At 34.2% G+C, this 25389-nt stretch carries 16 protein-coding genes; 9 read left to right on the top strand and 7 right to left on the bottom strand.

The features are described 5' to 3' along the window. Positions 1-62: 62 nt before the first annotated feature. The 7 genes from B0A75_RS04965 to B0A75_RS04995 form a co-directional block, all read right to left on the bottom strand. A complete protein-coding gene (locus B0A75_RS04965; protein WP_089053188.1) occupies positions 63-1154 on the bottom strand; it encodes a glycoside hydrolase family 18 protein in 1092 nt (363 codons plus the stop codon). Positions 1155-1386: 232 nt separating this feature from the next. Continuing rightward, on the bottom strand, positions 1387-3192 hold the full coding sequence (locus B0A75_RS04970; protein WP_089053189.1) for an acyl-CoA dehydrogenase family protein: 1806 nt from the start codon (positions 3190-3192) through the stop codon (positions 1387-1389). A gap of 178 nt (positions 3193-3370) precedes the next feature. Further along, a complete protein-coding gene (locus B0A75_RS04975; protein ID WP_089053190.1) occupies positions 3371-4552 on the bottom strand; it encodes a thiolase family protein in 1182 nt (393 codons plus the stop codon). Positions 4553-4642: 90 nt separating this feature from the next. Beyond that, complete coding sequence (locus B0A75_RS04980) at positions 4643-7033, bottom strand: 3-hydroxyacyl-CoA dehydrogenase/enoyl-CoA hydratase family protein (RefSeq protein WP_089053191.1); 2391 nt, start codon at positions 7031-7033, stop codon at positions 4643-4645. A gap of 56 nt (positions 7034-7089) precedes the next feature. Further along, a complete protein-coding gene (locus B0A75_RS04985; RefSeq protein WP_089053192.1) occupies positions 7090-7548 on the bottom strand; it encodes a MarR family winged helix-turn-helix transcriptional regulator in 459 nt (152 codons plus the stop codon). 221 nt (positions 7549-7769) lie between these two features. After that, positions 7770-8807, bottom strand: a complete 1038-nt coding sequence (locus tag B0A75_RS04990) for a helix-turn-helix transcriptional regulator (RefSeq protein WP_089053193.1) — start codon at positions 8805-8807, stop codon at positions 7770-7772. A 307-nt stretch (positions 8808-9114) separates the two neighbouring features. After that, on the bottom strand, positions 9115-9729 hold the full coding sequence (locus B0A75_RS04995) for an HD domain-containing protein (protein ID WP_089053194.1): 615 nt from the start codon (positions 9727-9729) through the stop codon (positions 9115-9117). A gap of 122 nt (positions 9730-9851) precedes the next feature. Here B0A75_RS04995 and B0A75_RS05000 point away from each other — a divergent pair, with 122 nt between their 5' ends. The 9 genes from B0A75_RS05000 (at position 9852) to B0A75_RS05040 (ending at position 24757) form a co-directional block, all read left to right on the top strand. Further along, positions 9852-11369 (top strand): TROVE domain-containing protein, encoded by a 1518-nt coding sequence (locus B0A75_RS05000; RefSeq protein ID WP_089053195.1) that lies wholly within the window; start codon positions 9852-9854, stop codon positions 11367-11369. Between the two features lie 892 nt (positions 11370-12261). Beyond that, positions 12262-13683, top strand: coding sequence for an RtcB family protein (locus B0A75_RS05005; RefSeq protein ID WP_089053196.1), 1422 nt, complete (start codon positions 12262-12264; stop codon positions 13681-13683). 327 nt (positions 13684-14010) lie between these two features. Continuing rightward, positions 14011-14808 carry a TatD family hydrolase gene (locus B0A75_RS05010; RefSeq protein ID WP_089053197.1) on the top strand — a complete coding sequence of 266 codons (798 nt, stop codon included), beginning with the start codon at positions 14011-14013 and terminating at the stop codon, positions 14806-14808. 177 nt (positions 14809-14985) lie between these two features. Next, positions 14986-15933, top strand: coding sequence for a nucleotidyltransferase family protein (locus B0A75_RS05015; RefSeq protein WP_089053198.1), 948 nt, complete (start codon positions 14986-14988; stop codon positions 15931-15933). Positions 15934-15936: 3 nt separating this feature from the next. Next, complete coding sequence (locus B0A75_RS05020) at positions 15937-17541, top strand: ThiF family adenylyltransferase (RefSeq protein ID WP_089053199.1); 1605 nt, start codon at positions 15937-15939, stop codon at positions 17539-17541. Between the two features lies 1 nt (position 17542). Further along, positions 17543-18010 carry a Mov34/MPN/PAD-1 family protein gene (locus tag B0A75_RS05025; RefSeq protein ID WP_165765092.1) on the top strand — a complete coding sequence of 156 codons (468 nt, stop codon included), beginning with the start codon at positions 17543-17545 and terminating at the stop codon, positions 18008-18010. Then, the gene (locus B0A75_RS05030; protein ID WP_089053279.1) at positions 18003-18839 is read left to right on the top strand and encodes a DUF6602 domain-containing protein; all 837 of its coding nucleotides are present in this window, start codon (positions 18003-18005) and stop codon (positions 18837-18839) included. The genes B0A75_RS05025 and B0A75_RS05030 overlap by 8 nt, the downstream gene beginning before the upstream one ends. 294 nt (positions 18840-19133) lie before the next feature. Beyond that, positions 19134-19568 carry a hypothetical protein gene (locus B0A75_RS05035; RefSeq protein ID WP_089053201.1) on the top strand — a complete coding sequence of 145 codons (435 nt, stop codon included), beginning with the start codon at positions 19134-19136 and terminating at the stop codon, positions 19566-19568. 116 nt (positions 19569-19684) lie between these two features. Continuing rightward, on the top strand, positions 19685-24757 hold the full coding sequence (locus tag B0A75_RS05040; RefSeq protein WP_089053202.1) for a DUF4132 domain-containing protein: 5073 nt from the start codon (positions 19685-19687) through the stop codon (positions 24755-24757). Positions 24758-25389: the final 632 nt, after the last annotated feature.

Below are 25389 nucleotides of genomic sequence, written 5' to 3' on the forward strand. Positions count from 1 at the left end.
AAAAATACTACAAAAAAAAACAACCTAAAAAAAGTTTTTTTAGGTTGCTTAGTATTCTGATTTTATTTGTTTCTAGTTTCGTATATGGTATTTACCATTCCATTGCGAGGAGCATCTAGAGGAAGTTCCCAGAACATGATACCGCCAAGTTTCTTAGCTTTTGCATATTCTGTTTTGGCTTTTATTGAAGTTAAATCGTCACCAGTTGCAAATGTTTTTTCTTTTTCATTGTACCAGTAAGGCGCTTTAGCTTTATCATCCCAAAAATATTTCCATCCGTTAGCTTCCGTATAATAAGTAGAGAAGTTTTTAAAATCAACCCCTTGAATATGTTCTCCAGCTTGATAAAGACCATTGTTTATATTAGCGACGTTTTTCCATGTTCTAGTGTAAAAAGCACCTCCAATAACTAATTTTTCTGCAGGAATTCCAAGTTTTAGCAAGTAAGTAACAGCTCTGTCTGTTGATTCTTCTTTTGGATTTGTACTGTATAACGGAGTATGATGTCCAGTTACTTTAGAATAACCGTTTACTAAATCATAACTCATAATATTAATGCGATTTACATATGGTGCAACTGCTTTCCAGTCTATAGATTCATCCAGACATTTTTGAAAACCACCTGCAGCAAAACTTAATTCATATTTTTTACCCAATGTTGAGCGTAAGATTTTAAGAAGTGCCGTAAAATTTGGCTTGTCAGCTGCCTGATATAAATGACCAGGAAGACCTTCGATAGATGGATATTCCCAATCTAAATCTAAACCATCAACTTTAAAATAATCACTAACTTCTTTTACAGATTTGGCAAAAGTTAATCTTCCCTCAGCAGTAGAAAATGCAGCAGAGCAAGGTTCGCAGCCACCCCAGCCGCCAAGTGAAAGTATGATTTTTAATTGTGGATTTTTAGCTTTTAAGGAAACTAAATGTTTAATTGTAATTGAGTCTTTAGGAGAGTCAACACCTAATTTTCCATCTCTTAAATGGCAAAAACTAAAGATAATTTGATCCAGCTTATTTACTTCGTATTCGTTTATTAGTTTATCATCGCCTGTGTAATAAGCTATGATATCCATTTTTTTGTTTTTTTGTGCAAAAAGATTTGTTGATAAACAGCACAGCAAAAGCATGGCAATCAGGTTAATTTGTTTCATTTTATGTTTTTTTAGCGTTTTTAGAATGCTAAATATAAAGGAATACAATTGATATTTAACTATTTCATCGACCTTAAAAAGTTAATTTTAACGAATATTTTGCAAATCGTTGCAAAAATATTGCGCTTAATCATTGCACATATTTACGTAAAGAACACAAACAAAAATAAACCCGCACAGTTTCGGAGTTGTGCGGGTTTAAACAAATTAAAAGCTAAAAACTATTTTTATATTAGAAGCAGTAAGTATCTTCGGCAACTAATTTTGCGGCAATTTTTTCTCTCAATGCCACTACGTTTGGTAAGTTGGTGTATTTAGTGAAACGTTTAAGTCCCATTAACATCATACGTTGTTCATCACCTTCAGCGAAAGAAGCAATTCCTTCTTTTCCTCTTAGGTTTACGATATCTACAGCTTTGTATAAGTATAATTTTGCCATAGCGATTTGCTCTTGTACTTTGTTTTCGCCTTGAGCTTTTGCTAACTTTTCAGTTCTCAAGATTGTACTTTCAGCCATGTAAATTTCGATTAAGATATCAGAAGCAGCCATCAATAATTGTTGGTGAGCATCTAATTCTGGACCATATTTTTGAACAGCGCTACCAGCAACCATTAAGAAAACTTTCTTAAGGTTTGCGATAATTCCTTTTTCTTCAGCAAATAATTCAGAGAAATCTGGAGTATCAAAAGATGGAATTCCCATTAATTCTTCCTGAACTTTCATTGCTGGTCCAAGTAAATCAACGTGACCTTTCATTGCTTTTTTGATCAACATACCTACAGAAAGCATTCTGTTGATTTCGTTTGTTCCTTCGTAGATACGAGCGATACGAGCATCTCTCCAAGCACTTTCCATTGGAGTATCTTCAGAGAATCCCATTCCGCCAAAAATCTGAATTCCTTCATCAGAACAAGATTGAACGTCTTCAGAAACTGCTACTTTCAAGATAGAACACTCGATAGCATATTCTTCAACACCTTTCAATTCAGCTTCTTGGTGAGAAGTTCCTTCTGCTTCACGAGCAGTAATTCTATCTTCGATATCTTTTGCAGCACGATAAGAAGCACTTTCTCCAGCGTAAGCGTTAGTTGCCATTTCAGCTAATTTAGAACGGATGGCGCCAAAAGTAGAAATAGAAGTATTGAACTGTATTCTTTCGTTAGCATATTTTACAGCTCCAGAAGTAACTCTTCTTTGAGCATCAAGACATGCAGCAGCCAATTTAATACGACCAACGTTCAAAGCGTTCATTGCGATTTTGAAACCGTTTCCTCTTTCAGACAACATGTTTTCAACAGGAACTTTTGTATCGTTGAAGAAAACCTGACGAGTAGAAGAAGCACGGATTCCTAATTTATGCTCTTCTTCATTCATAGAAATTCCGTTTGAAGGATCGTTTTCTACGATGAAACCTGTAATATTTTTATCATCTCCAATACGAGCAAAAACGATGAAAACGCTACAGAAACCTGCATTCGAAATCCACATTTTTTGACCTGTAATAGAGTAGTATTTTCCGTCTTCAGATAAAACAGCTTTTGTTTTTCCTGAGTTTGCATCAGATCCAGCGCCTGGTTCCGTTAAGCAATAAGCTCCAAACCATTCTCCAGAAGCTAATAACGGAACGTATTTTTTCTTTTGTTCTTCAGTACCGTAAAGTGTAATTGGCATAGTTCCAATTCCTGTATGTGCACCAAAAGCAGTTGAGAACGAACCTGTTGCTCCAGAAATGTAGTCACAAACTAACATTGTAGAAACAAATCCCATTCCTAATCCACCGTATTCTTCCGGAACCGCAACTCCAAGAAGTCCTAGTTCACCAGCTTTACGCATAGATGATTCTGTATAAGCATAATCTTTTTTCTCAAAACGATCTTTATGCGCCCATAATTCTTTGTCAACGAACTCTTTTACAGAGTCACGCATCATTAACTGCTCTTCCGAGAAATCTTCTGGTGTGAAGATATCCTCGCATTTTGTTTCTTTAACTAAAAACTGACCACCACGAGTCACGTTTTTTTCGATTGTATCTGCCATTGCTAATGTTTTTTGTATGTTTTTTATTTATGTTTTTTGTACACAATCTTGTCATTTCGACGAAGGAGAAATCTTCGCAAGTAGCTTTAAAACGAGATTCTAATCTTTGTCGAGTTTCTCGTGAAGATTTCTCCTTCGTCGAAATGACAAACTGAATGTATACTTTACTTAATAATACTTATAATACTTCGTAGATTCCAGCGCTTCCTTGCCCAGTTCCCACACACATCGAAACGATTCCGTACTTATTACCTCTGCGTTTCATCTCATCGAATAACTGAACAGAAAGTTTAGCTCCTGTACATCCCAGAGGGTGACCTAAAGCGATTGCTCCACCGTTTACGTTTACAATTTCAGGGTTAATATTTAACTCACGAGTTACTGCTAAAGCTTGTGAAGCAAAAGCCTCGTTTAGTTCAATTAAATCGATATCATTCAATGTTAATCCTGCTTGTTTTAACGCTTTCGGAATTGCTTTTACCGGACCGATACCCATAATTCTTGGCTCAACACCAGAAGAAGCAAAGTTTACCAAACGTGCGATTGGCTCAAGATTTAATTCTTTTACCATTTCTTCGCTCATAATTAAAACAAAAGCAGCACCGTCACTCATTTGAGAAGAGTTACCCGCAGTTACACTTCCGTCAGCAGCAAAAACTGGTCTTAAACCTGCTAAAGCTTCTTTAGAAGTTCCTGCTCTTGGTCCTTCGTCTTTATTTACAACGTATGATTTTGTTTCTTTTTTACCATTTTCATTGATGAAAGTCTGCTCAACAGTAATCGGAACGATTTGTTTGTCAAATTTTCCTTCTGCTTGCGCTTTTAAGGCTTTCATATGAGAGTTGTAAGCAAACTCATCCTGATCTTCTCTAGAGATTTTATATTGATTGGCAACCGCTTCAGCAGTTAAACCCATTCCCCAGTAGTAATCCTCGTGACCTGCAGCTGCAACTTTATAATCCGGAGTTGGTTTGTAACCTCCCATCGGAATAAAACTCATACTTTCAGCTCCACCGGCAATGATACAATCTGCCATTCCTGATTGGATTTTAGCAGTCGCCATTCCAATAGTTTCTAATCCGGAAGCACAGTAACGGTTTACTGTAACACCAGGAACGTCTTCCACTTTTAATCCCATTAGAGAGATTAAACGTCCAACGTTCAAACCTTGTTCAGCTTCCGGCATGGCATTTCCTACCATAACGTCGTCGATACGTTTTTTATCAAAATCAGGCAGTTCGTCCATCATAAACTGGATCGTTTCTGCAGCTAATTCATCAGGTCTTTTAAATCTAAAAACACCCTTTGGAGCTTTTCCAACTGCTGTTCTATATGCTTTTACTATATATGCTGTTTTCATTTGTTTTTGTTTTTTTAAGATTTATTAGAAGAAAGAGGCAAGAGGCAAGATATTTCTAAAGTCTTGCTTCTTGTTTCTTGCATCTTTTATCTAATTACGAAGTGGTTTTCCTTTAGTTAACATATATTGAATACGCTCCAGTGTTTTTCTTTCTGTACATAAACTCAAGAAAGCTTCACGTTCGATATCTAATAAGTATTGTTCAGATACTAAAGTTGCTTCAGATAAATCACCACCAGCCATTACGTAAGCCAGTTTGTTAGCAATTTTCTTATCGTGCTCAGAAATGTATTTTCCGGCTTCCATTTGATCCGTTCCTACTAAGAACATACCTAAAGCTTGTTTTCCTAATACTTTAACATCCGTTCTTCTGATTGGTTGTGTATAACCCGCTTCTGCCATTAGCAAAGCATGTTTTTTAGCTTCAGCAATCTGACGATCTTTGTTTACTACAATAACATCTTTTCCATGTTGAAGAAGTCCAGTATCAAAAGCTTCATAACCAGAAGTCGAAACTTTAGCCATTGCGATTGTTAAGAAATACTCTTGAAGAACGTTCAATTCCACATCATTTTTGCGGAATAAATCTGAAGCTCTTAAAGCCATTTCTTTAGATCCACCTCCGCCAGGAAGTACACCAACACCAAATTCAACTAATCCCATATACGTTTCTGCAGCAGCAACCACTTTATCAGCGTGTAAGCTCATTTCGCATCCACCCCCAAAAGTCATTCCGTGAGGCGCAACTACAACTGGAATAGAAGAGTAACGAACACGCATCATTGTATCTTGGAACAATTTAATTGCCATGTTCAATTCGTCGTATTCCTGTTCAACTGCCATCATGAAAATCATTCCGATATTAGCACCAACAGAGAAATTCGCTGCCTGGTTACCAATAACAAGACCTTGATATTCTTTTTCAGATAGGTCGATTGCTTTATTGATAGCTTGTAGAACATCTCCACCAATTGTATTCATTTTAGATTGGAATTCTAAGTTTAAGATTCCGTCTCCTAAATCCTGAATGATTGCACCACTGTTGCTCCAAACTTTTTTGCTTTCGCGAATGTTGTTCAGAATAATAAATGAATCTTGTCCAGGAACTTTTACTTGTGATTTTGTTGGAATATTATAGAAATAAGTCGCTCCTTCTTTTACAGTATAAAAACTATCGCTTCCAGAAGCCAGCATTTCAGTAACCCATGCAGCAGGGGCTAAACCTTCCGCTTTCATGATTTCAATTCCTTTGGCAACACCAATAGCATCCCAAATTTCGAATGGACCGTTTTCCCATCCAAAACCAGCTTTCATGGCATCATCAATTTTGTATAATTCGTCTGAGATTTCAGGAATTCTGTTTGACACATACGCAAACATTCCGGCGAAACTCTTACGGTAGAATTCTCCCGCTTTGTCTGTTCCTTTTACTAAAACTTTAAAACGATTGATTGGTTTATCAATAGTCTTTGTTAGTTCAAGAGTAGCAAAATTTGCTTTTTTCGCAGCGCGGTATTCTAATGTATTTAAGTCTAAAGAAAGAATATCTTTATCTACTTTTTTGTAGAAACCTTGTCCTGTTTTGCTTCCTAACCAGTTATTTTCCATCATTTTGTTGATGAAATCAGGAAGTTTGAACAATTCGTGTTGTTCGTCGTTCGGGCAGTTTTCGTAAATACCGTTGGCAACGTGTACCAAAGTATCCAATCCAACAACGTCAACGGTACGGAAAGTAGCCGATTTTGGGCGACCAATTACTGGTCCAGTCAATTTATCAACTTCTTCAATTGTTAATCCCATTTCTTTAACTAAATGGAATAAACTTTGGATTCCGTAAATACCAATTCTGTTTCCAATAAACGCTGGAGTATCTTTAGCAACAACAGAAGTTTTTCCTAAGAATTTAGATCCGTATTCGTTTAAGAAATCCAATACTTCAGTAGAAGTTTTTGGACCAGGAATAATTTCAAATAATTTTAAGTAACGCGCAGGGTTAAAAAAGTGAGTTCCGCAGAAGTGTTGTTGAAAATCTTCGCTTCTTCCTTCGCTCATAAAATGAATTGGAATACCAGAAGTGTTTGAAGTAACCAAAGTTCCCGGTTTACGGAATTTCTCGATTTGTTCAAAAACCAATTTCTTAATGTCTAAACGCTCTACAACAACCTCGATAATCCAGTCAACATTGGCAATTTTTGCCATATCATCAGTCGTATTTCCAGTCGTAATTCTATTTGCGAATTTTTGACTGTAAATAGGAGATGGTTTCGATTTTAATGAATTCGCCAAATGTTCGTTTACCACACGGTTGCGAACGGCTTTACTTTCAAGTGTTAATCCTTTTTTAGCTTCAGCTTCGGTCAGTTCACGCGGTACAATGTCTAGAAGTAAAACTTCGACACCAATGTTAGCAAAATGACAAGCTATACCTGAACCCATAATTCCGGATCCAATTACAGCAACTTTTTTAATTGTGCGTTTCATAATTTGTTACTATTTGTTTTTTGTATGAGAATCTGAATTATCTCTTAAAAGAAATACTATTCTTTTTCTGTGTTTTCTGTTTGATTAAATATGTTTTTATCGTGAATCAGTTCATTTATAATTTCAGAGACTTCGATAAAATGTTTCAGCTTTTCTTCCGAAACATGTTTCTTAACGGTTTCATTAAATTTTAGAACTGTATTTTTAGATAAATCTCTTTTTTCTTTTCCAAATTCGGTTAGGTAAATCAAAACACCTCGGCCGTCGCTTGGGTTTTTCTTGCGAACAATTAAACCCTTTTCTTCCATAGATTTTAAGGTTCTTGTTAAGCTTGTTGCTTCCATACCCATTCTTGGACCAAGAGCCGTTGACGGGGTTCCTTCTTCTTTATCCATGCTTAAAAGAGCAAATCCCGTTGCCATTGTAGCATCGTACTTTGCAGCCTCTTCATTATACATTCTTGAAACAGCCTGCCATGTAGCTCTCAAAATATAATCTATTGTTTTGTCTTTCATAGGTAACTATATCGATTTCAAATATAATTAAAAAATACTATGCATGCATATAATTTTTTAATAAATTTTTGGTTAATTAAAAAACATCCCTGATTTAGAGGGTTTTGCTGGTTTATTTATAGTGAAATATACTATTCTTTTTTTAGATTTTAACACTTTTTATGTTGTAAAAAACTTTTTTTAGTTTTTAAAACGTTTTTTATTCTGTATTCTGTAAAAAATTATGCATTTAATTCAGTACCGTTTTCGGTTTCATATCTTGAGATTGCCTTTTTTAGAATCGTTTTCATGCGATTTCTTAGATTTTCAGGCCTTAAAATTTCTATAGAATCTCCAAAACCTAATAAAAGTCGTTCCATTTCATAGTTAGGTGAAATAAACAAATGCACAATAATACTTTTATCTTCATTTTCCCTAATCAATCGCTGCGACGAATGCAAAGGTTTTGTCAACACATAAGGTGCATTTATTGCGTCAATCCAAAGCTCAATGCGTCTGGGCTGTAAACCAGAATTTACAGTGACACCAATTATATCCTTATAATAAGTATCAGCATCAAAATGTTCTTCTAAATAAGGAATGTTAAAATCGTAATCAATTGCAATAATTCTGTCCAAAGCCAAATTGGTGATTGGTTGTGAGGTTTTTTTCTTTCCTATTAAAAACCAGCGGTTATTGAATTCCTTTAATATAAAGGGATGAAAATGAAATTTACTCTCTTCTTTTGATTTGAATGATTTGTAAGTAATCACAAGTACAACTTTCTTAATGATCGCCTGATAAACTTCGTCTAAATAGTGCAAACCTTTTAAACTCTCGTTTTTGTCTAAATAAATAACAGGTTTTGTATGCGATTTTTCGGCATAGATTTTATCTTCTAAACGTTGTAAGATATCCGAAACATCATTAAAAAGGGAGAAATCTTTAAATTGTTTTAACATCGAAACGGTTTCTGTTAAAACATTCATATCGGTTTCCGTCAGCGGAATATCGGTTATGGTAAAATCTTCGTCTTCATATTTATAATACTTTTTATCATAAACGACAATAGGAGCGTTATACCCCAGTTTTTCACTCCGCATCAATTGAATATCCATCTGAATAGTTCGCTTGCTGATTGGGTTCTGACGTCCTTCATATTCAAATAATGCTTCAGAACAGCATTCGATTAAATCTTCTAATGTCCATTGGCGATATTGGTTTTGCAGAGATTTATCGATGGTTTTGTACCGAATTAAGGCGTTTTTGTTTTGTGACATTGCTTTGTGTGTTTTTTTGCTCGCAAAGTCGCAAGGGCGCAAAGTTTTTATTTTTTAAGCCACTCCCGATAGCTATCGGGATAAAGGATTAAAATAATTTTCCCCCATTTTATGTCATTTCGACGAAGGAGAAATCTCCACAAGTAACTCCGCAACGAAAGTCCAATCTTTATGGAGCTTCGCATGAAGATTTGCTTCGCCAGTTTGCTATCGCTCGAATCTTCTTCGTCGAAATGACAAACTGTGTGTTTAATTAATACTTTAAATAAAAACTTTGCAACTCTGCGTCTTTGCGAGATTCAATTTTTTAGCTTAATAACTTTATTTCTTTTTCAATATTAGCCCGAGCTTTCTCTTCATACAAACTCCTAAATTCCTCGGTCTGAAAAATAAATTCATTTTCTAGAAAATGCTTCAATGCTTTTGCGCGTCCGGGTTTGTATAGAAAATCAGGATAAATGCGATATTCTTTCCGAATTTGTTCGAAGTAGATTTTATAATCATCCCAATCTTTAGTAAGTATTTTCAAATCAAAATCGATTAACCAATTGATGTCTTCAATCTCATTTTGCTGATGTTGCTGTGTTGCACAGATTGCATCAAAAACTATTTGTTTATTTAGATTGGTATTATCAGGTAAAATTGCCAAAGCATATTCAGCACTTTTGAGTTCGTTATCTTTTTTGGAAGCCGAATACACAAAATCATGATAAAAGATTGAAAATAATACTTCATTAGGATTTTGAAGTTTATCACGATACGTTTCAAAACTGGCAATCATTTCTTTTAAATGCGTGAGATTGTGATAATATCTTGATTTTTTGGAATATGCCTTTTCTAAATCCAACCAGTTTTGCTGAATATCATCTGCTGAAAAGCCAATATTCGAAAGTAATTCAGAATAGATTTTCCCTAAATTCATGTTGTTTTTTACTCAAATTTAAAATTCTTTTTTTACTGCGCAAAATAATTGCGCAGTAGTTTCGAAATCTTTGCTCAAGAAATAAAACAATAATCATTGTCTAATTTTAAAAACCAGAAATTATGAAATTCAATTTTTTAGCAAAAGAGAAAAACAATATAGTTAATCACGAAAATGCTCCGGCTTTTTCTTTAACATCGGAATATGAATTATATACAGCAGTTGTAACAACAAGCTTAAGTGCTTCATTTTATGAAAAAGATACAACTCGTTTGGAACGCATCAAAAATTTGATTCAAAAATGTAATCCAGTGTTTGTAGCAAAACTTGCCGTTTATGCTCGAAACGAAATGCATATGCGTTCTGTACCATTAGTTTTGGTTGTAGAATTGGCTAAGATCTATTCTGGCGATTCTTTAATCAGTAAAATGATAATTCACGTAATTCAGCGTGCAGATGAGATAACAGAATTGTTAGCGTATTACCAAATGGCAAACGAACGAAATGGCGTTAAAAAATTAAACCGTTTGTCAAAGCAAATACAAAAAGGTTTGGCGGTTTCATTCAATAAATTTGATGAATATCAATTGGCAAAATACAATCGCGATGGTGTGGTTAAATTAAAAGATGCTTTGTTTTTGGTTCACCCGAAAGCAAAAGATGAAGCACAGCAAGCAATCTTTAATAAAGTTGCGAGTAACACTTTGCAAACGCCATATACTTGGGAAACTGAGTTGTCGCAATTAGGTCAGGTGAAATTCTATAATGAGAATGAAAAGCAAAAAGCATTCACTCAAAAATGGGAAGAATTGATCGACAGTGGTAAAATAGGTTACATGGCATTGTTGCGTAACTTACGAAATATCTTAGAAGCTAATGTTTCAGGTTTTCATATGTTGAAAGTATGCGATTACCTTTCTAACGAAAAAGCAGTCGTAAACTCAAAACAATTGCCATTCCGATTTTTATCTGCTTATCGTGAACTGAAAGATTTGAATTTTAAATTAACTTCAATGGTTTTAGATGCTTTGGAAGATGCCGTTACAATTAGTTCACAAAACATAAAAGGATTTGATGTAAACACGTCAATTGTAATTGCTTGTGACGTTTCAGGTTCAATGCAACAGCCAATTTCACCAAAAAGTAAAGTATTGCTTTATGATATCGGTTTGATGTTGGGTATGTTAATGCAAAGCCGTTGTAAAAATGTGGTAAGCGGTATGTTTGGTGATCGTTGGAAAATAATCAATATGCCAAAACGAAGCATATTGGCCAACGTGAACGAATATTACAAACGTGAAGGTGAAGTAGGTTATGCTACAAATGGTCATTTGGTTTTGGAAGATTTGATCAGCCGAAAAGAAATTGTAGACAAAGTAATGTTGTTTACCGATGTTCAAATGTGGAATAATGCTTACACAAAAGACTCATTTGCAAACTCCTGGAACCGATACAAAAGAATCGCACCAAATGCAAAATTGTATTTGTTTGATTTGGCTGGTTACGGTCAGTTACCAATAAACATCGAAAAAAACGATGTATATTTAATAGCCGGTTGGTCTGATAAAGTGTTTGATGTTTTGAATGCTTTAGAAGATAAAAACAGCGCTTTGAATTACATTAACCGAATAGAATTGTAAAAAAAAGAATCTACTGCGCCAAATAATTGCGCAGTATGATTTGAATATTTGTAAAAGAAATAAGTTCATTGAAAATAGAATAAAAAACAAGTGTCGTAGATAAGTGTTACTTCGTATTGATAACGCCCGGGACGTGGGTTCGATCCCCACCAATTCTGTTTAATTACAGAAATGTAGCTCAGTGGTTAGAGCAGGATATGTCACTTATCGTTTATTGCCTTGTTTTAAAATAAAAAAAGAATGTCGTAAATAAGAGTTACTTCGTCTCAAATTTGGGGAGGAATAGCGAAGTTGTAAAATCAGCAAGGTTATCCAGTTCGACTCTGGCAAGACAAGCCCCGTTTCTCTTATTGCTTTTTACTTCTTTTTAAAACTGAAAAATGTCGTGTATAAGAGCTACTTCGTTTAGGTTGAATATTAACTCTTATAAATTATTACTTTTTCAAAAAATTAGATGCCGTCTATAAAGCGCTACTTCGTGGCATGATAATATTAGGTTCGAATCCTAAAAGTCGCTTATAGAATATTGCTCTTAAAAAAGAGTGTCGTCAGGAAATGGTTCCTTCGTTCCAAAGAAATTTAAACCATTCCTAAGTGTTACCTCTTTTAAAATTAAAAAATGAATGTTGAACATCAATTAAATAAAATTAAAGACACAGTGTGTCATTTCGAGGAACGAGAAATCTCCACGAGAAGCTCTACAAAGATTGGCGATTTTGATTGCGGAATTACTTGCGAAGATTTCTCGTTCCTCGAAATGACAAACGGCGTGTTAATCACTTTAGATAAAAACTTTGCGTCTTAGCGACTTTGCGAGAAATATGCCTTCGGTTGGCAAAAAAACCTTTGCGCCTTTGGCACTTTGCACCTTTGCCCCTTAAAAAACAAAAAAATGAAAACACAAATAAACGGTACAGATATATTAGAATTAGGATTCCCAGAAGGAAAAATAATCGGAATCGCCTTAAAAATAAACAGCAAAAGAAACGGATTCACAAGAGACGAAATGATTACAAATTTCAAAAACGTCTTAGAAACTCCGGAGAATTATATAGAGGATAAAATCTTCAGCAAATTAGCCGTTGCTTTAATCGAAAAATCAAATGAAAAACCAGAAGATTTCATCGCTTTAAATGAAAATCCGAATGCGTATTCGGCTTACGGATTAGATCATATTGAAGACGGAGCCAGAAAACAAATGGAAGTTGCCATGAAACTTCCTGTTACGGTTGCGGGCGCTTTAATGCCAGACGCGCACCAAGGTTACGGATTGCCAATTGGCGGAGTTTTGGCTACAAAAAATGCCATTATTCCGTATGGTGTTGGAGTTGATATTGGATGTAGAATGGCGTTATCGGTTTATGATATTCCAGAAGATTTTTACTTTGAAAACGAAGCTAAATTCAAAAGAGAATTAATCGCGCATTCTAAGTTTGGAGCAGGTCACGGATTTCACGGTCAGTACAAATCAGATCATGCGGTTTTGGAGAATGAGACTTTCAATATGAATCCGTTTGTGAAGAACTTGAAAGATAAAGCCTGGTCGCAATTAGGATCTTCGGGTGGTGGAAATCACTTTGTGGAATTCGGAATCATGGAATTTGCGCAAGACGATGCAGTTTTGAATATCCCAAAAGGAAAATACGTCGCTTTGTTAACGCATTCCGGTTCACGCGGAATGGGAGCCACAATTGCCGGACATTATACGAAAATCGCCAAAGACGAATGTAAACTTCCAGAAGTGGCCAAAAACTTAGCGTATTTAGATATGAATTCGCAATTAGGTCAGGAATACTGGCTGGCGATGAATTTGGCGGGAGATTACGCTTCGGCTTGCCACGAGATTATCCATAACAAAATGGAACGCACTTTGGGTACGACGATTTTAGCCAAAGTCGAAAACCACCATAATTTCGCCTGGAAAGAAATCTGGAACGGCGAAGAAGTAATCGTACATAGAAAAGGAGCAACCCCAGCCGGAAAAGGCGTTATGGGAATCATTCCGGGAAGTATGACCGCACCGGGATTTTTGGTGAGAGGAAAAGGCGAGGAGAACGCCATTAATTCGGCGTCGCATGGAGCAGGAAGACAAATGAGCAGAACCCAAGCCATAAAAAACATCACACAAACCGAAATGAAATCCATCCTGAAAGATCATGGCGTTACGCTTATCGGAGCAGGACTTGACGAAGCCCCAATGGTGTATAAAGATATCAATCAGGTGATGGAAGCACAACAGGATTTAGTGGATGTTGTGGCGAAGTTTACACCGAAACTGGTTAGAATGGCAGATGATGGAAGCAGAGAAGATTAGTTTCTTTTGAGGTTCAAAGGTGCAGAGAGGCAAAGGTTCAAAGGTTTTTAACCGATTGAATCGTAGAGACGCACAGCAGTGCGTCTAACACAACGTATCCTCATTTTATGTCATTTCGACGGAGGAGAAATCACACGCGGGATTCGACAAAGATTGGCGACATTCTGTGCGGAGTTTCTAGTGCGATTTCTCCCTTCGGTCGAAATGACAAACTTTGTCCCTCTGTCCCTTTGAACCTTTGCAACTTAAAAATAAAATAACAAAAAGACTCAAAGAGAAGAAACCTTTGTCCCTCTGTCCCTTTGAGCCTTTGTAACTTTAAAAAACATGAATTACATAGACATAGGAATCAACCTAACCAACAAACAATTCCAAAACGACATAGACGATGTCGTACAAGACGCGCTTGACGCCGATGTATCACAAATGATACTCACAGGCACCAATGTTCGAAATAGCGAAGAATCTGCGAAGATTGCAAGACAATATCCGGGCGTGCTTTACGCTACGGCGGGAATACATCCGCATGATGCGAAGAGTTTTGATGCGCAGAGTATTTCGAAACTCAGGAAATTATTAGAACTGAAACACGTCGTTTCTGTTGGCGAATGCGGACTCGATTTTGATCGTGATTTTTCGCCCCGAAACAAACAGGAAGAATGTTATAAAGCTCAATTAGAATTGGCGATTGAAGTTCAGAAACCTTTGTTTTTGCACGAAAGAAGCGCTTTTAATTCGTTTATGAATATTACCAAAGACTATTTACCGCAATTGCCAAAAGCTGTTGTGCATTGTTTTACGGGAACTTTGCAAGAAGCCAAAACCTATCTCGATAACGGATTTTATCTGGGTTTTACGGGAGCGATTTCAGATGCCAAACGTTTTAGTCATTTAAAAGAAGTCATTCAGTACGTACCGCTCGACCGAATGATGATTGAAACTGATGCGCCGTTTATGCTTCCTAAAAATGTCCCGAACAGCCTCTTGAAGAAATACCACGAACGCCGTTGCGAACCTGCTTTTCTGCCGTATGTTGCCGGAACAATTGCACAGTTTAAAGGAATTACTTTGGATAAAGTTGCGGAGGAAACGACTAGGAATTCTAAAAGCTTTTTTGGGATTTAACTGAATAAAATGCGAAAAAAGTGCATTTTAACCGATTTACAAGTTAGTTGTAGAATAAAATATTACTAAGAAATTTATTATAAATAGATTTGAATAAATTGTGGAAAATAAAAAAAACAAAGATATGGTTAAAACTCATTACCATTTTAAAATGAGTTAAATTAAATATATAAAATTATGGGATTTGACAAATCTGACTATTTATTTAATGTGCTAGAAACACATAAAATGAAACATATCGATTCATTATTCGATAAGTTTAAAGAAAGAAGAAAAGAGATTAAAGAGAAGTTAGAGGAAAAGTTTGGTGATGATATTTATACAACTTTTAATTCAGGATCTTATGCTAAACATACTGCTGTAAATGCCAAATTTGATTTGGACATTGTTGCTCCTTGTAAAAGAAATTCTTTTTCCACAATAACAGGAATGTTTGATGACTTTTTTGATTTTTTGCAAACGGAATATAAAGAGATAGCTTATGTACGAAAACAAAAAGTTTCTATTGGAATTGAATTCTTTGCAGATGAAGATAATGAAGTTGTGCAAATTGATGTAGTACCGGGAAGAGAATTGAAGCAAGGAGATTATCCAAATGATAATTATCTTAATATAAATATAAATGTTGATGGTTCAAATTATACCCAAACTAACATTCATGCTCAAATAGAGAATATAAAAGGAAAGAGTGATGCGAGACAAATAATTAGACTTCTTAAAATATGGAAATACCAAAATTATAAGGATTATAAATCTTTTTTCATTGAATTAATTGTAATCAAAGCATTTGAAAACAAAATTGTTTCTGGCAGTTTATGGTCAAAATTTAAAACGGTCTTGGAATACATTATAGATGAAATTGAAGAAGATAATTTTTCTTTAAAAGATCCTGGTAATTCGAGTAATGATATTGCGAAAACAATGGATAGTTATAAAAAAACTTTACTAAAAAACGATCTAAAATTTTTACTAGATCAAGTAGAGTTAAATGATGAAAATTTAAAAAATCATTTTAAAGAAAACGAAAAATTTAAATTTGTTGAGCAATCTTCTGAATCTAAGGGATCTTATAGAGTTAATGATTCATCTAGAGCTATTATTCCTCCTAGTAATCAATTTGGGTAATAAATGGAAGAAAGATTAAGTGCAATTATAAATATTTTTCAACAGTTTGATGATCTTAAAATAATTAAAAATTTTGAGATCATCGATAGTTACATAAGTGGAAAAATTGAGATTTCGTGTTTACAGAAACCTAATATTATTTTTGATGTTAAAATTTCAAATAATTATCCTCTAAAATCAGGTACTGTAGAGTCAATAAGTTTTATAAATAAAAATCTAAAAAAATATTCCCATATAAATTTTGATGGATCTGTCTGTTTTCATAATCCAACACATCCAGATTTAGAATATAAATTAGAGTTTGATATTAAGGCATTATTGGAGTGGGTCGATAAATATTATATTAAGGAATTAAATGACGGGCACTTTGAATATCTTTTTTATAAAAATCAGGATTCAAATCAAGTTTTTTTATTTTCTGATCCTGATAATTCAATCACTAGAGAGGATTTTGGTTTTATGTTTTTTAATAAACATAGTACATTTAATGATAAAAATACATTTTTGATCCAAGGATTAAAGAGTCAAACTGGAAGAAATAATATTATTTTTGGATGGAGTAAATATTATAGCGGGTTTAAAGGAGCAAATAAAGGATTGTATTACATTGCAGAAAAACCACCAGTTTATTACCGCAATTTTGCTTATGAGAAGTGGTCTGATTTTAAAACTATTTTATCGAATGAGTTTTTTAAGTTTCTAAATGATTCCAAAAGACATATTGAAAGAAAGCATTTATTAGATAATAAATACTTGATATTATTGTATGGCTATCCAATAGATAATGAAAAAATGCATTTTGAGACTTTAAAAATTGATTATTATAACATTCCAATTTTTAAGAATGAAATTTCCGATGATTATATTACATGGTGTAAAACGGTAGACAGTTCTTATGAATTGTTTTTTGGAAGGGGAAAATTAAATGATAATTTGACTGAAAAGAAAATATTAATAATAGGAATAGGCGCTGTTGGTAGTAGTTTATCTGAATCTTTAGTGAGAGGAGGGTGCAAGTATGTCGATATTTTAGATTACGATATTAAAGAAATTGGAAATATATGTAGAGCGAAGTATAATTTTATGCATGGAGAGAGACCAAAGGTAGATGAATTAAAATTTTCGCTAATTGCGATTTCTCCTTTTGTAAATGTAGAAAGTTATAATCTACCATTATTACCACTTCAAACACTACCAGATTTAAAAAAGAATTATGCTGATTATTTAGATAAATATGATTTTATTTTTAATTGTTCTGCTAGTAATGATGTTAATATTATTTTAGATCAACTAGAAATTAAAAATAAAACAATTGTTAGTATATCGATATCAAATCATGCTAATGATTTAGTATGTATAATCGGAAATGAGAATATATATAACAGTAATTCAGAGATTTTTCAAGAAATTAACCAAGATTTAATTGATATGTTCAATCCTCAAGGTTGCTGGAATCCTACGTTTAAAGCATCGTATCACAATATCAATGCTTTAGTCAATTATGCATTAAGTAACATTGATTATAGATTAAAGAAAGGACTTGCATTGAAAACATTTTTATTACAAGTTGCAGAAGAAAGTAATTATAAAATTAATTTAAAAGATTGAAGTGATATTAAAAAATGCTGAAACTGGTTTACAAATAGAATTTGAAGATGAAATCATTAAAGAATTTGAAAAAATTGCATTAAAATTTTATCCTAATGAAATAGGAGGATATCTTATGGGATATTATACTGAAGATAAAAGTAACGCAGTAATAGTCAAACAAATTCTTTCTAATAATTTTGAGAATTCTCCAACTTCATTTAGACATGTTGTAGATCAGAAACTAAAAGAAAAATTTATAAAAGTATTTAATGAAGAAAAGATTCACTATTTAGGAGAGTGGCATACACATCCCAACTCAAATTCAAATTATAGTTTAACAGATTTTAATGCTTTAAAAAAAATAGCTAATAATAAAGATTCTAATATTAATAATCCAATTTTACTGATAATTGGATTTGATAAGACAGGAATCAAAGACTATAGTTTTAATGTTTTCTTTAATAACAAATTATATAAATATGAGTAAAATAAATTTAAAGGAGTTATTTGGAGGTTTGCAGAATCAAATGGTAGCACAATTAAACACCAATCGTGAATATATTAGTCATCCTGGCTCTGTAGGAGATGCTTTAGAAAATGTTTGGATTGATTGGTTAAGAAAGTATCTCCCTAACAGATATTGTGTTGATAAAGCTATTGTCATTGATTCTAATGGAAATACTAGTCATCAAATAGATGTCGTAATTTATGATCAACATTTTACTCCTTTCGTATTTAATCAAAATGGGTTTATTTATATTCCTGCAGAAGGAGTTTATGCTGTTTTTGAAGTAAAACCTGATTTTGAAGGTAGTGTAGCTGTATCGAAAAGTGAAACAATTAGCTATATAGAATACGCAGGTAGAAAAATTCAAAGTGTTAGGGAGTTAAAAAGGACTTCCGTTGGAATAATTAATGCAGGAGTTCCTTGGAGCCCAAGACCGTTAACAAAAATTATTGGAGGAATATTAGCAAGTACTAATAGTATTAAGAAGCAAACAACTCTAAACAATCATTTACAGAACTTAACAGGATTAAAAACCATGGAAATGGGATGTTCGATAGAATTCGGAAGTTTTTATATTGATTATGAAGGGGTACAGGAACTTTCTATAGACAATGTCCAAGAAAACATAGAAAAGTATTACATGAATAGAACAATTAAAGATATCGAATATAGTGATAAGGAAGTTTCTCTTGTTTCTTTTTTTCTTCAATTAACTCATTATTTACAGCAAGTTATAGGGACAGTAGCATCTATTGATCTAGATTCATATGCTAAAGCAATTGGATTTAGTATTGATAAAAGTATATAATTAAAAGTAAGCTTTTTCTTTAGAGAGGGTTTAGTGCATCTAAATTTTCTATTATGTAAAAAGAAAACCAGATAGTGCAGATTTGTAATCCATGCCCGCAAAGATTGGATATATGAGCACTATCAGGTTTCAAATAAAAACCCAAACCCTGCAAATACCAATTTGCAGGGTATTTTTTTAGTATCAAATCGTACTTTTAATTCTGAGATTTTTTAACATTTTAAAGACATTATTTTAAGAATAAACTGATTTAAAATTCTTACATTACCACCTCGAAATAAAAGCCTATTAAAGATGAATATCAGCATCTCAGTTAAACAATTAGGAAAAAAACATCCGCTTCTTCAGGGAAAAAATATAGCGCTGGCTATAGAAAATCCTTTCATTTCCACACAAAAACTAATCGAATCGATTGTAGATTATCAAGTGCAATTATTCCATGCTTCTTCTTTTGAGTTTGAGGACGAAGACAAAATCCATCTTCCAAAAGAAAATTACCTTCCCATTCTAACCGACACAGGAAAAGTAGGTTTTGGCGCACTTTACAACCACAACAAAGTAGATTTGGCCAAAGCGCAGGAAAATGCCATAGTGGCCTTCGAAGACGGAATGTACGCTGTTTTCTACGGCGACGATCAGCTCGAAACCTTAACCGAGGAAATCGATTTATCCAAAAATAAAGCCATCACTTTTATCAGACTTACGTTTCTGGCGGGAAGCTATTGGTAAAAAATCAATGGCAATGACAATATCAATTTGAATGTCAATTACAATAACAAAATTCAATTATGTGTTGTTTTCCACAACTCATAACTCATAACCCATAACTCATAACTACAAAAATTATGACAATTGAAGATTTATTAAAAAGCAAAGCAATCGAGAATCCGATTAAGAGGTTCAAGAAAGAATTGGAAGAAATTGTAAACAGTAATCTGGTTACGAAATTATTTTCCGGATCAAAACTCAAAAAAGAAGTCGCTGAGTTTGGTTTGGAGTTTCTTAAGCTTGACGACAATTATTACAGCAATTATATTTCGCTGGGATCTAAGCAGGCCGAAAAGTTTACAGCACTGATAAAAGACAATATTTGGGAAGACAAAAACTATTATGATCTTTTGGTTTTCTTTTTCGGGGAAGAAAATGCGGTTTATGTAAAAGAGGCCTGGAACAGACTTCCGCAAAAAATGTATCAAACAGGATATTCCAGACGTTCTTTTAGAGCACCAAATCATAAAAAATATCTGCTGGTTAATCAGGTTAATTTTCTGCGTTCGTTGTTAAACGGAGCCAGTAAATACCATTATCAGGACTCGAAAACGGTTTATTATAATTTGAGTTTAGAAGATCAGATTCGTTATGATACTGAGATTTCAAATTCGGGTAACCAATTTATGATTTGGTCAACGGCACTTGATTTGAATAAGTCGAATCTGTATCAGCTGTTTGAAGATATTATTTTCAATAAAGAGCCACAGGGAAAAGTTTCCCGAAACATCATCAAAGCACTTTTAAACAGTGATAAAAAGGAAAACTGGGAACTGGTAGAAAAATTATTGCTTTCGGCACAGCGTCAGGAAGGATTGCGTCAGGTTGTTTTAGAAGCGTTGGACGAAACCAGTATCGGCGCTTTGCAATACATGATCAAAGTGATTATCGACAATAAACTGAGCCGTTTTTCATCAGTGGTAAGGGCAATCGACACATGGACAGGTTTAGGTTGGGAAGCCGAAAAAGAAACGACGGTTCGTAATATTTTGGATTTGGCATACGGTTATTTTTCGAATCAAGAAACCATTCCGACAGGCATTCGCAGTAAAAATAATAACGAATCCTATATGGCGCTTTGGGTTCAGGGCGTTTTAGATGTTGAGAAAACGGTTCCGTTTCTGCATGAATTAGTAGAAAAAGGTTCGGTAGAAAAGAAATGTCTGGCGCTGAAATTTGCCGGAGAAACTGCCGATCCGTATATCGAAATGCCTCTTTATTTTAAAGCTTTAGACGATGAAAATCTTCAGGTTTTGGCATTTGCCGTTCCAAGAATGAACGCACTTTTGGATGCCAACACCAAATCGAAATATTATGTCGAAAATGCCGATTATCCGGATTTCTTCAATAAAGTGTACAATCTTGCCCAAACGATAACCGTAAAAGAAAAAACTTTTGAAGGAAAAGTATTTTCATGGCTGAATGCGAAGTTCGAAAAAGATACTTTGTATTCGTCGGCCATCAATTTAATTGGCGATCACAATGATAGATTGGAACTAATTTTAAATCAGTTCGAAAGTTTTTCTATTAATTTAAGAGAAAAACTGACGCGTGAAATTCTCGGCGATTATTACAGTTATTCGTTTTACAGTTTAAAAAACGATAGCGGAAAAGAGAAAAAAGCACCAACAGATTTTCAAAGAAGTTTTGCCTTAAGAATTTTGAAAGACAGGGGAGAATCTCTTGTAGCTTCGGCAATTTCTACCTTGAACAACCTGACGCTTACAGCTGACGAATTGGGAATTTTTCAGGAATTGTACAAACGTAAAAACTCCAATTTAAAGAAAAACCTAACGGCAATTTTACTGAAACAGGAAGAGTCAGAAATAACTTCTTTTGTAGGTTCGATTCTGGAAAAAGGCGATATGGAACAGCGTATGTCGGCTTTGGATATTATGCTGCAATTGCAGAAAAACAATAAACTGACCGATAAAGTAAACGATTGGGTAAAAGCGTATTCGGCACGACCAAAAATTACCGAAAAAGAAACCAAATTTATCGAACAGTTAGAACCGTCGCAAAAGAAAAATATTCTAAGCGCCGAAAACGGATACGGTTTCTTTACACCAAATCAGGTCTCAGCTTATGAATTGCCAAAACCAGCTTCGGATTCTTTGTATTCAAAAGCGGTAAAAGCACAGCAATATGGTTTTTCAAAATCGATGTCTCATATTAAAAATGAAATTTCGAAACTGTATCAATTATTCGAAGAAAACCGAAATTATGAATACGAAATCGAAAACTACGATAATAGTAAACAAACGGTTTTGCTTGGAAATACTTTCAGAACATTAAAAAATCTGAAAGACGAAAAAGACAAGGAAGCTTTGGCGACAAATTATCCTTTATACGAGGTTTGGTCTGGCTGGTTTCAGGATTCAGGATTAGACGAAAGAGATTTGTTTTTAATAACGCTGATAAGCAATTGCGACCGAAAAGTTTGGCGTGATTTCCTCGAAAAACATATTTTTTATTATAAAGAATTATTACCGCATCCCAACAAAAGAGGTTACGATTGGGACAATGCGATTCTGAATATTTTAAATGCTTTAAAGCTAAAATATGCCTTTAAAGAAGAAACAGATTTTTTGATTGATGCTTGTACGACTTTGTATGCAGATCTTCCGCAATCTGTTTTGGAGTTTGAATACAAACCTGGAAAAGACCAATATTATTACAATTCAGATAGTGGAAATGGCTGGCAGAATCAGGGCTTTTTTGATATTTATCTGAACAAAATCAGTTTAGCCGATTTAACCCCACAACAGGAAAATAAAGTCTGGAATTTGTACAGATGGCGACAACTCAACGGATTGGAAAGAAATATTTCGTACTGTAAACCGCCAATTCATTTATACTGCACCGCTTTTGAACAAAAATTAATTACCGAAGGCGAATTGTACGAAGGTATTTTGGAACCGGAAAGAATTTCGGTTTTAACCAGCGAAAGCAAACATTACAGACATTATGGAAGCGAAGAATTGCTAAAAACGTTCCCATTTTTAGTTCCGATGATTGATGAAATCCGCGAAACATTTTTGGATATCGAAGTCAAAAGAGGCGATTCGAATACTTCGGTTACGCCTTTGGTTCAGAGTTTTCAGAAAATTTATGGCATTAATCGTTTGGTCGAAATGCTTACTGCGCTTGGAAAAGCAAGTTTGTACAAAGGCTATATTTATTCGTGGAGTTATACCGAATTGACGAAACAAAAGCTATTCAGTTATTTACTGAAAAGATGTTATCCGTTAGAATCGGATACACAGCAAATTTTTAATGAAGCCGTTAAAAAAGCCAAAATTTCAGAAGAAAGATTGATTCAAACTGCAATTTATGCTCCGCAATGGCAAAAGTTCATCAGTAATTATTTAGACTGGAAAGGTCTGGATGAAGGAATCTGGTGGTTTCATGCGCATACTAAAACGGCAAGTTACAGCGCTGTAAATTCGGAATTGGAAAGCGAAATGGCGAAATTCTCGTCAATCGATTTACAAGATTTTAAAGACGGAGCGGTTGATAAAGATTGGTTTGTTTCGGCCTATAAAAAATTAGGCAAAGCCAAATGGGAAATGCTGTACGAATCGGCTAAATATGTAACCGACGGAAACGGACATCGTCGCGCTCGTTTATACGCAGACACGATTACGGGCGACTTGAAAATTAGGGAAGTTACCGCAAAAGTAAAAGACAAACGTGATCAGGATTATTTGCGTGTTTACGGTTTGGTGCCTTTAAGCAAAGCAAGTCCTGAAAAAGATATTTTGGCACGTTACGAATATTTACAGCAGTTTAAAAAAGAAAGCAAAGAGTTTGGTTCGATGAAACAAGCAAGCGAAGCTTTGGCAATTCGTGTAGCTTTGGAAAATTTAGCCAGAAATGCGGGATATCCGGATCCTGTTCGTTTGACTTGGGCAATGGAAACAAAACAAATTCAGAATATATTATCTAAGGAAACGGAAGTTAAGTTAGATGATGTAACGATAAGTTTGGTCATCAACAAAGAAGGAAAAGCCGATTTGGTTACTTTGAAAGGTGATAAAGAATTAAAATCGATTCCGCCGAAATACAAAAAAGACAAAGGAATTCTGGAACTGACAAATTACCGCAAAACAATGCGCGAGCAATGGACACGTTCAAGAAAAGGTCTGGAAGAAAGTATGATTCGAGGAGACGAGTTTTTATTCGCAGAAATGCAGAATCTGTTCGAACATCCTATTATTTCTAAACATTTGGAGAAACTGGTTTTTATTTCCAACGAAGATCAAATTGGTTTTTATGTAGATGGAAATTTGGTATCGGCTTTAGGAGAAATGATTTCGTTAAACGAAAAACAGACTTTTAGAATCGCACATTGTTTTGATTTGCATAAAAATAATGTTTGGACAGATTTTCAGAAATATTGTTTTGACAATAAATTGCAACAGCCATTTAAACAGATTTTCAGAGAATTGTATGTTCCAACGCCAGATGAATTAAAAGAAAAATCAATTTCAAGACGTTATGCCGGACATCAGGTTCAGCCAAATCAGACTTTAGCATTATTAAAAGGAAGAGGCTGGAAAGTAGATTATGAAGAAGGTTTGCAGAAAGTTTTTCATAAAGAAGGCTATCAGGTCAAAATGTACGCCCTGGCAGACTGGTTCTCTCCCGCAGATGTTGAAAGTCCGACTTTGGAAACGATAGAATTTCATTCCTTAAAAGATTATAAAAATGTTCCTTTTGAAGATATCAATCCAAGGATTTTCTCAGAAGTAATGCGAGATATTGATCTCGTGGTAAGCGTTGCCCATGTAGGCGGAGTTGACCCTGAAGCGAGTCATTCTTCTATCGAAATGAGAGCTGTTCTGTTAAGAGAAACACTGCGTTTATTCAAAATCAAGAATGTTGAAATTACCGGAAACCACGCCATTATAAAAGGACAATTGGCAGAATACAGCGTGCATTTAGGAAGTGCGGTTGTGCATCAGGTTCCAGGTAAATATTTGTCTATACTACCAATTCATTCGCAACACAGAGGACGTTTGTTCCTTCCATTCGCAGATGACGATCCAAAATCGGCTGAGGTAATGTCTAAAGTTTTATTGTTTGCGAAAGACAATGAAATTCAGGATCCAACTATTTTAAGTCAGATTGATAAGACATATGCTTAAGAGTGCAATGATAGAAATATCAAAAGAGGTTTGTCTTAGAAAATAGATAAATTATAACAATAAAAGCCCAAACCCTGCAAATACCAACTTGCAGGGTTTTGTTATAAAAAATATATTTTGGGTGTTTTTTGTTAAATTATGACAAAATATACTACATTTGTATCTGTAATTAATAATAGAAAAATACATATGATACTTTTAGTAAGCAAAAATTTTGAACATTTAGCCGGAGATATTCCAGTTGAGGTGTTTGGATGCGTATGTATTTTTATGAAATTATAATGTAAAGTTTAGAGTTTAACTCATCATAAAATAGAAAAGCGTCCTCATTTCAGGGCGCTTTTTTTGTTTTAAAGCACTTCGGCTTCGCTCAGTGTGACATCTAAGCAAACCAAAACTAAAAATATTTAAAAAAAATAATTGACCAAATGTTTAATGATTAATCAAAATAGCGAAATATAATCTTGAAAAGTAATCTGATGAGTAACAGTCATTTGATAAAAAGATAAATCTGCACTAGTTTGCGGACAGGGATTTCTTTGTTTTAATTTTAGTGTTAATTAATTGATAGTCAGAAAATTAATCTTAAAAAATATTTGGAAATATGATTTTTTCGATATTATCTTTGCCTG

This window comes from Flavobacterium oncorhynchi, assembly GCF_002217355.1.
Classification (GTDB): Bacteria; Bacteroidota; Bacteroidia; order Flavobacteriales; family Flavobacteriaceae; genus Flavobacterium; species Flavobacterium oncorhynchi.

Bases quoted from the DNA above. Each gene is read 5' to 3' on its own strand.
- B0A75_RS04965 (WP_089053188.1), bottom strand. From the start codon at position 1,154: ATGAAACAAATTAACCTGATTGCCATGCTTTTGCTGTGCTGTTTATCA.
- B0A75_RS04970 (WP_089053189.1), bottom strand. From the start codon at position 3,192: ATGGCAGATACAATCGAAAAAAACGTGACTCGTGGTGGTCAGTTTTTA.
- B0A75_RS04975 (WP_089053190.1), bottom strand. From the start codon at position 4,552: ATGAAAACAGCATATATAGTAAAAGCATATAGAACAGCAGTTGGAAAA.
- B0A75_RS04980 (WP_089053191.1), bottom strand. From the start codon at position 7,033: ATGAAACGCACAATTAAAAAAGTTGCTGTAATTGGATCCGGAATTATG.
- B0A75_RS04985 (WP_089053192.1), bottom strand. From the start codon at position 7,548: ATGAAAGACAAAACAATAGATTATATTTTGAGAGCTACATGGCAGGCT.
- B0A75_RS04990 (WP_089053193.1), bottom strand. From the start codon at position 8,807: ATGTCACAAAACAAAAACGCCTTAATTCGGTACAAAACCATCGATAAA.
- B0A75_RS04995 (WP_089053194.1), bottom strand. From the start codon at position 9,729: ATGAATTTAGGGAAAATCTATTCTGAATTACTTTCGAATATTGGCTTT.
- B0A75_RS05000 (WP_089053195.1), top strand. From the start codon at position 9,852: ATGAAATTCAATTTTTTAGCAAAAGAGAAAAACAATATAGTTAATCAC.
- B0A75_RS05005 (WP_089053196.1), top strand. From the start codon at position 12,262: ATGAAAACACAAATAAACGGTACAGATATATTAGAATTAGGATTCCCA.
- B0A75_RS05010 (WP_089053197.1), top strand. From the start codon at position 14,011: ATGAATTACATAGACATAGGAATCAACCTAACCAACAAACAATTCCAA.
- B0A75_RS05015 (WP_089053198.1), top strand. From the start codon at position 14,986: ATGGGATTTGACAAATCTGACTATTTATTTAATGTGCTAGAAACACAT.
- B0A75_RS05020 (WP_089053199.1), top strand. From the start codon at position 15,937: ATGGAAGAAAGATTAAGTGCAATTATAAATATTTTTCAACAGTTTGAT.
- B0A75_RS05030 (WP_089053279.1), top strand. From the start codon at position 18,003: ATGAGTAAAATAAATTTAAAGGAGTTATTTGGAGGTTTGCAGAATCAA.
- B0A75_RS05035 (WP_089053201.1), top strand. From the start codon at position 19,134: ATGAATATCAGCATCTCAGTTAAACAATTAGGAAAAAAACATCCGCTT.
- B0A75_RS05040 (WP_089053202.1), top strand. From the start codon at position 19,685: ATGACAATTGAAGATTTATTAAAAAGCAAAGCAATCGAGAATCCGATT.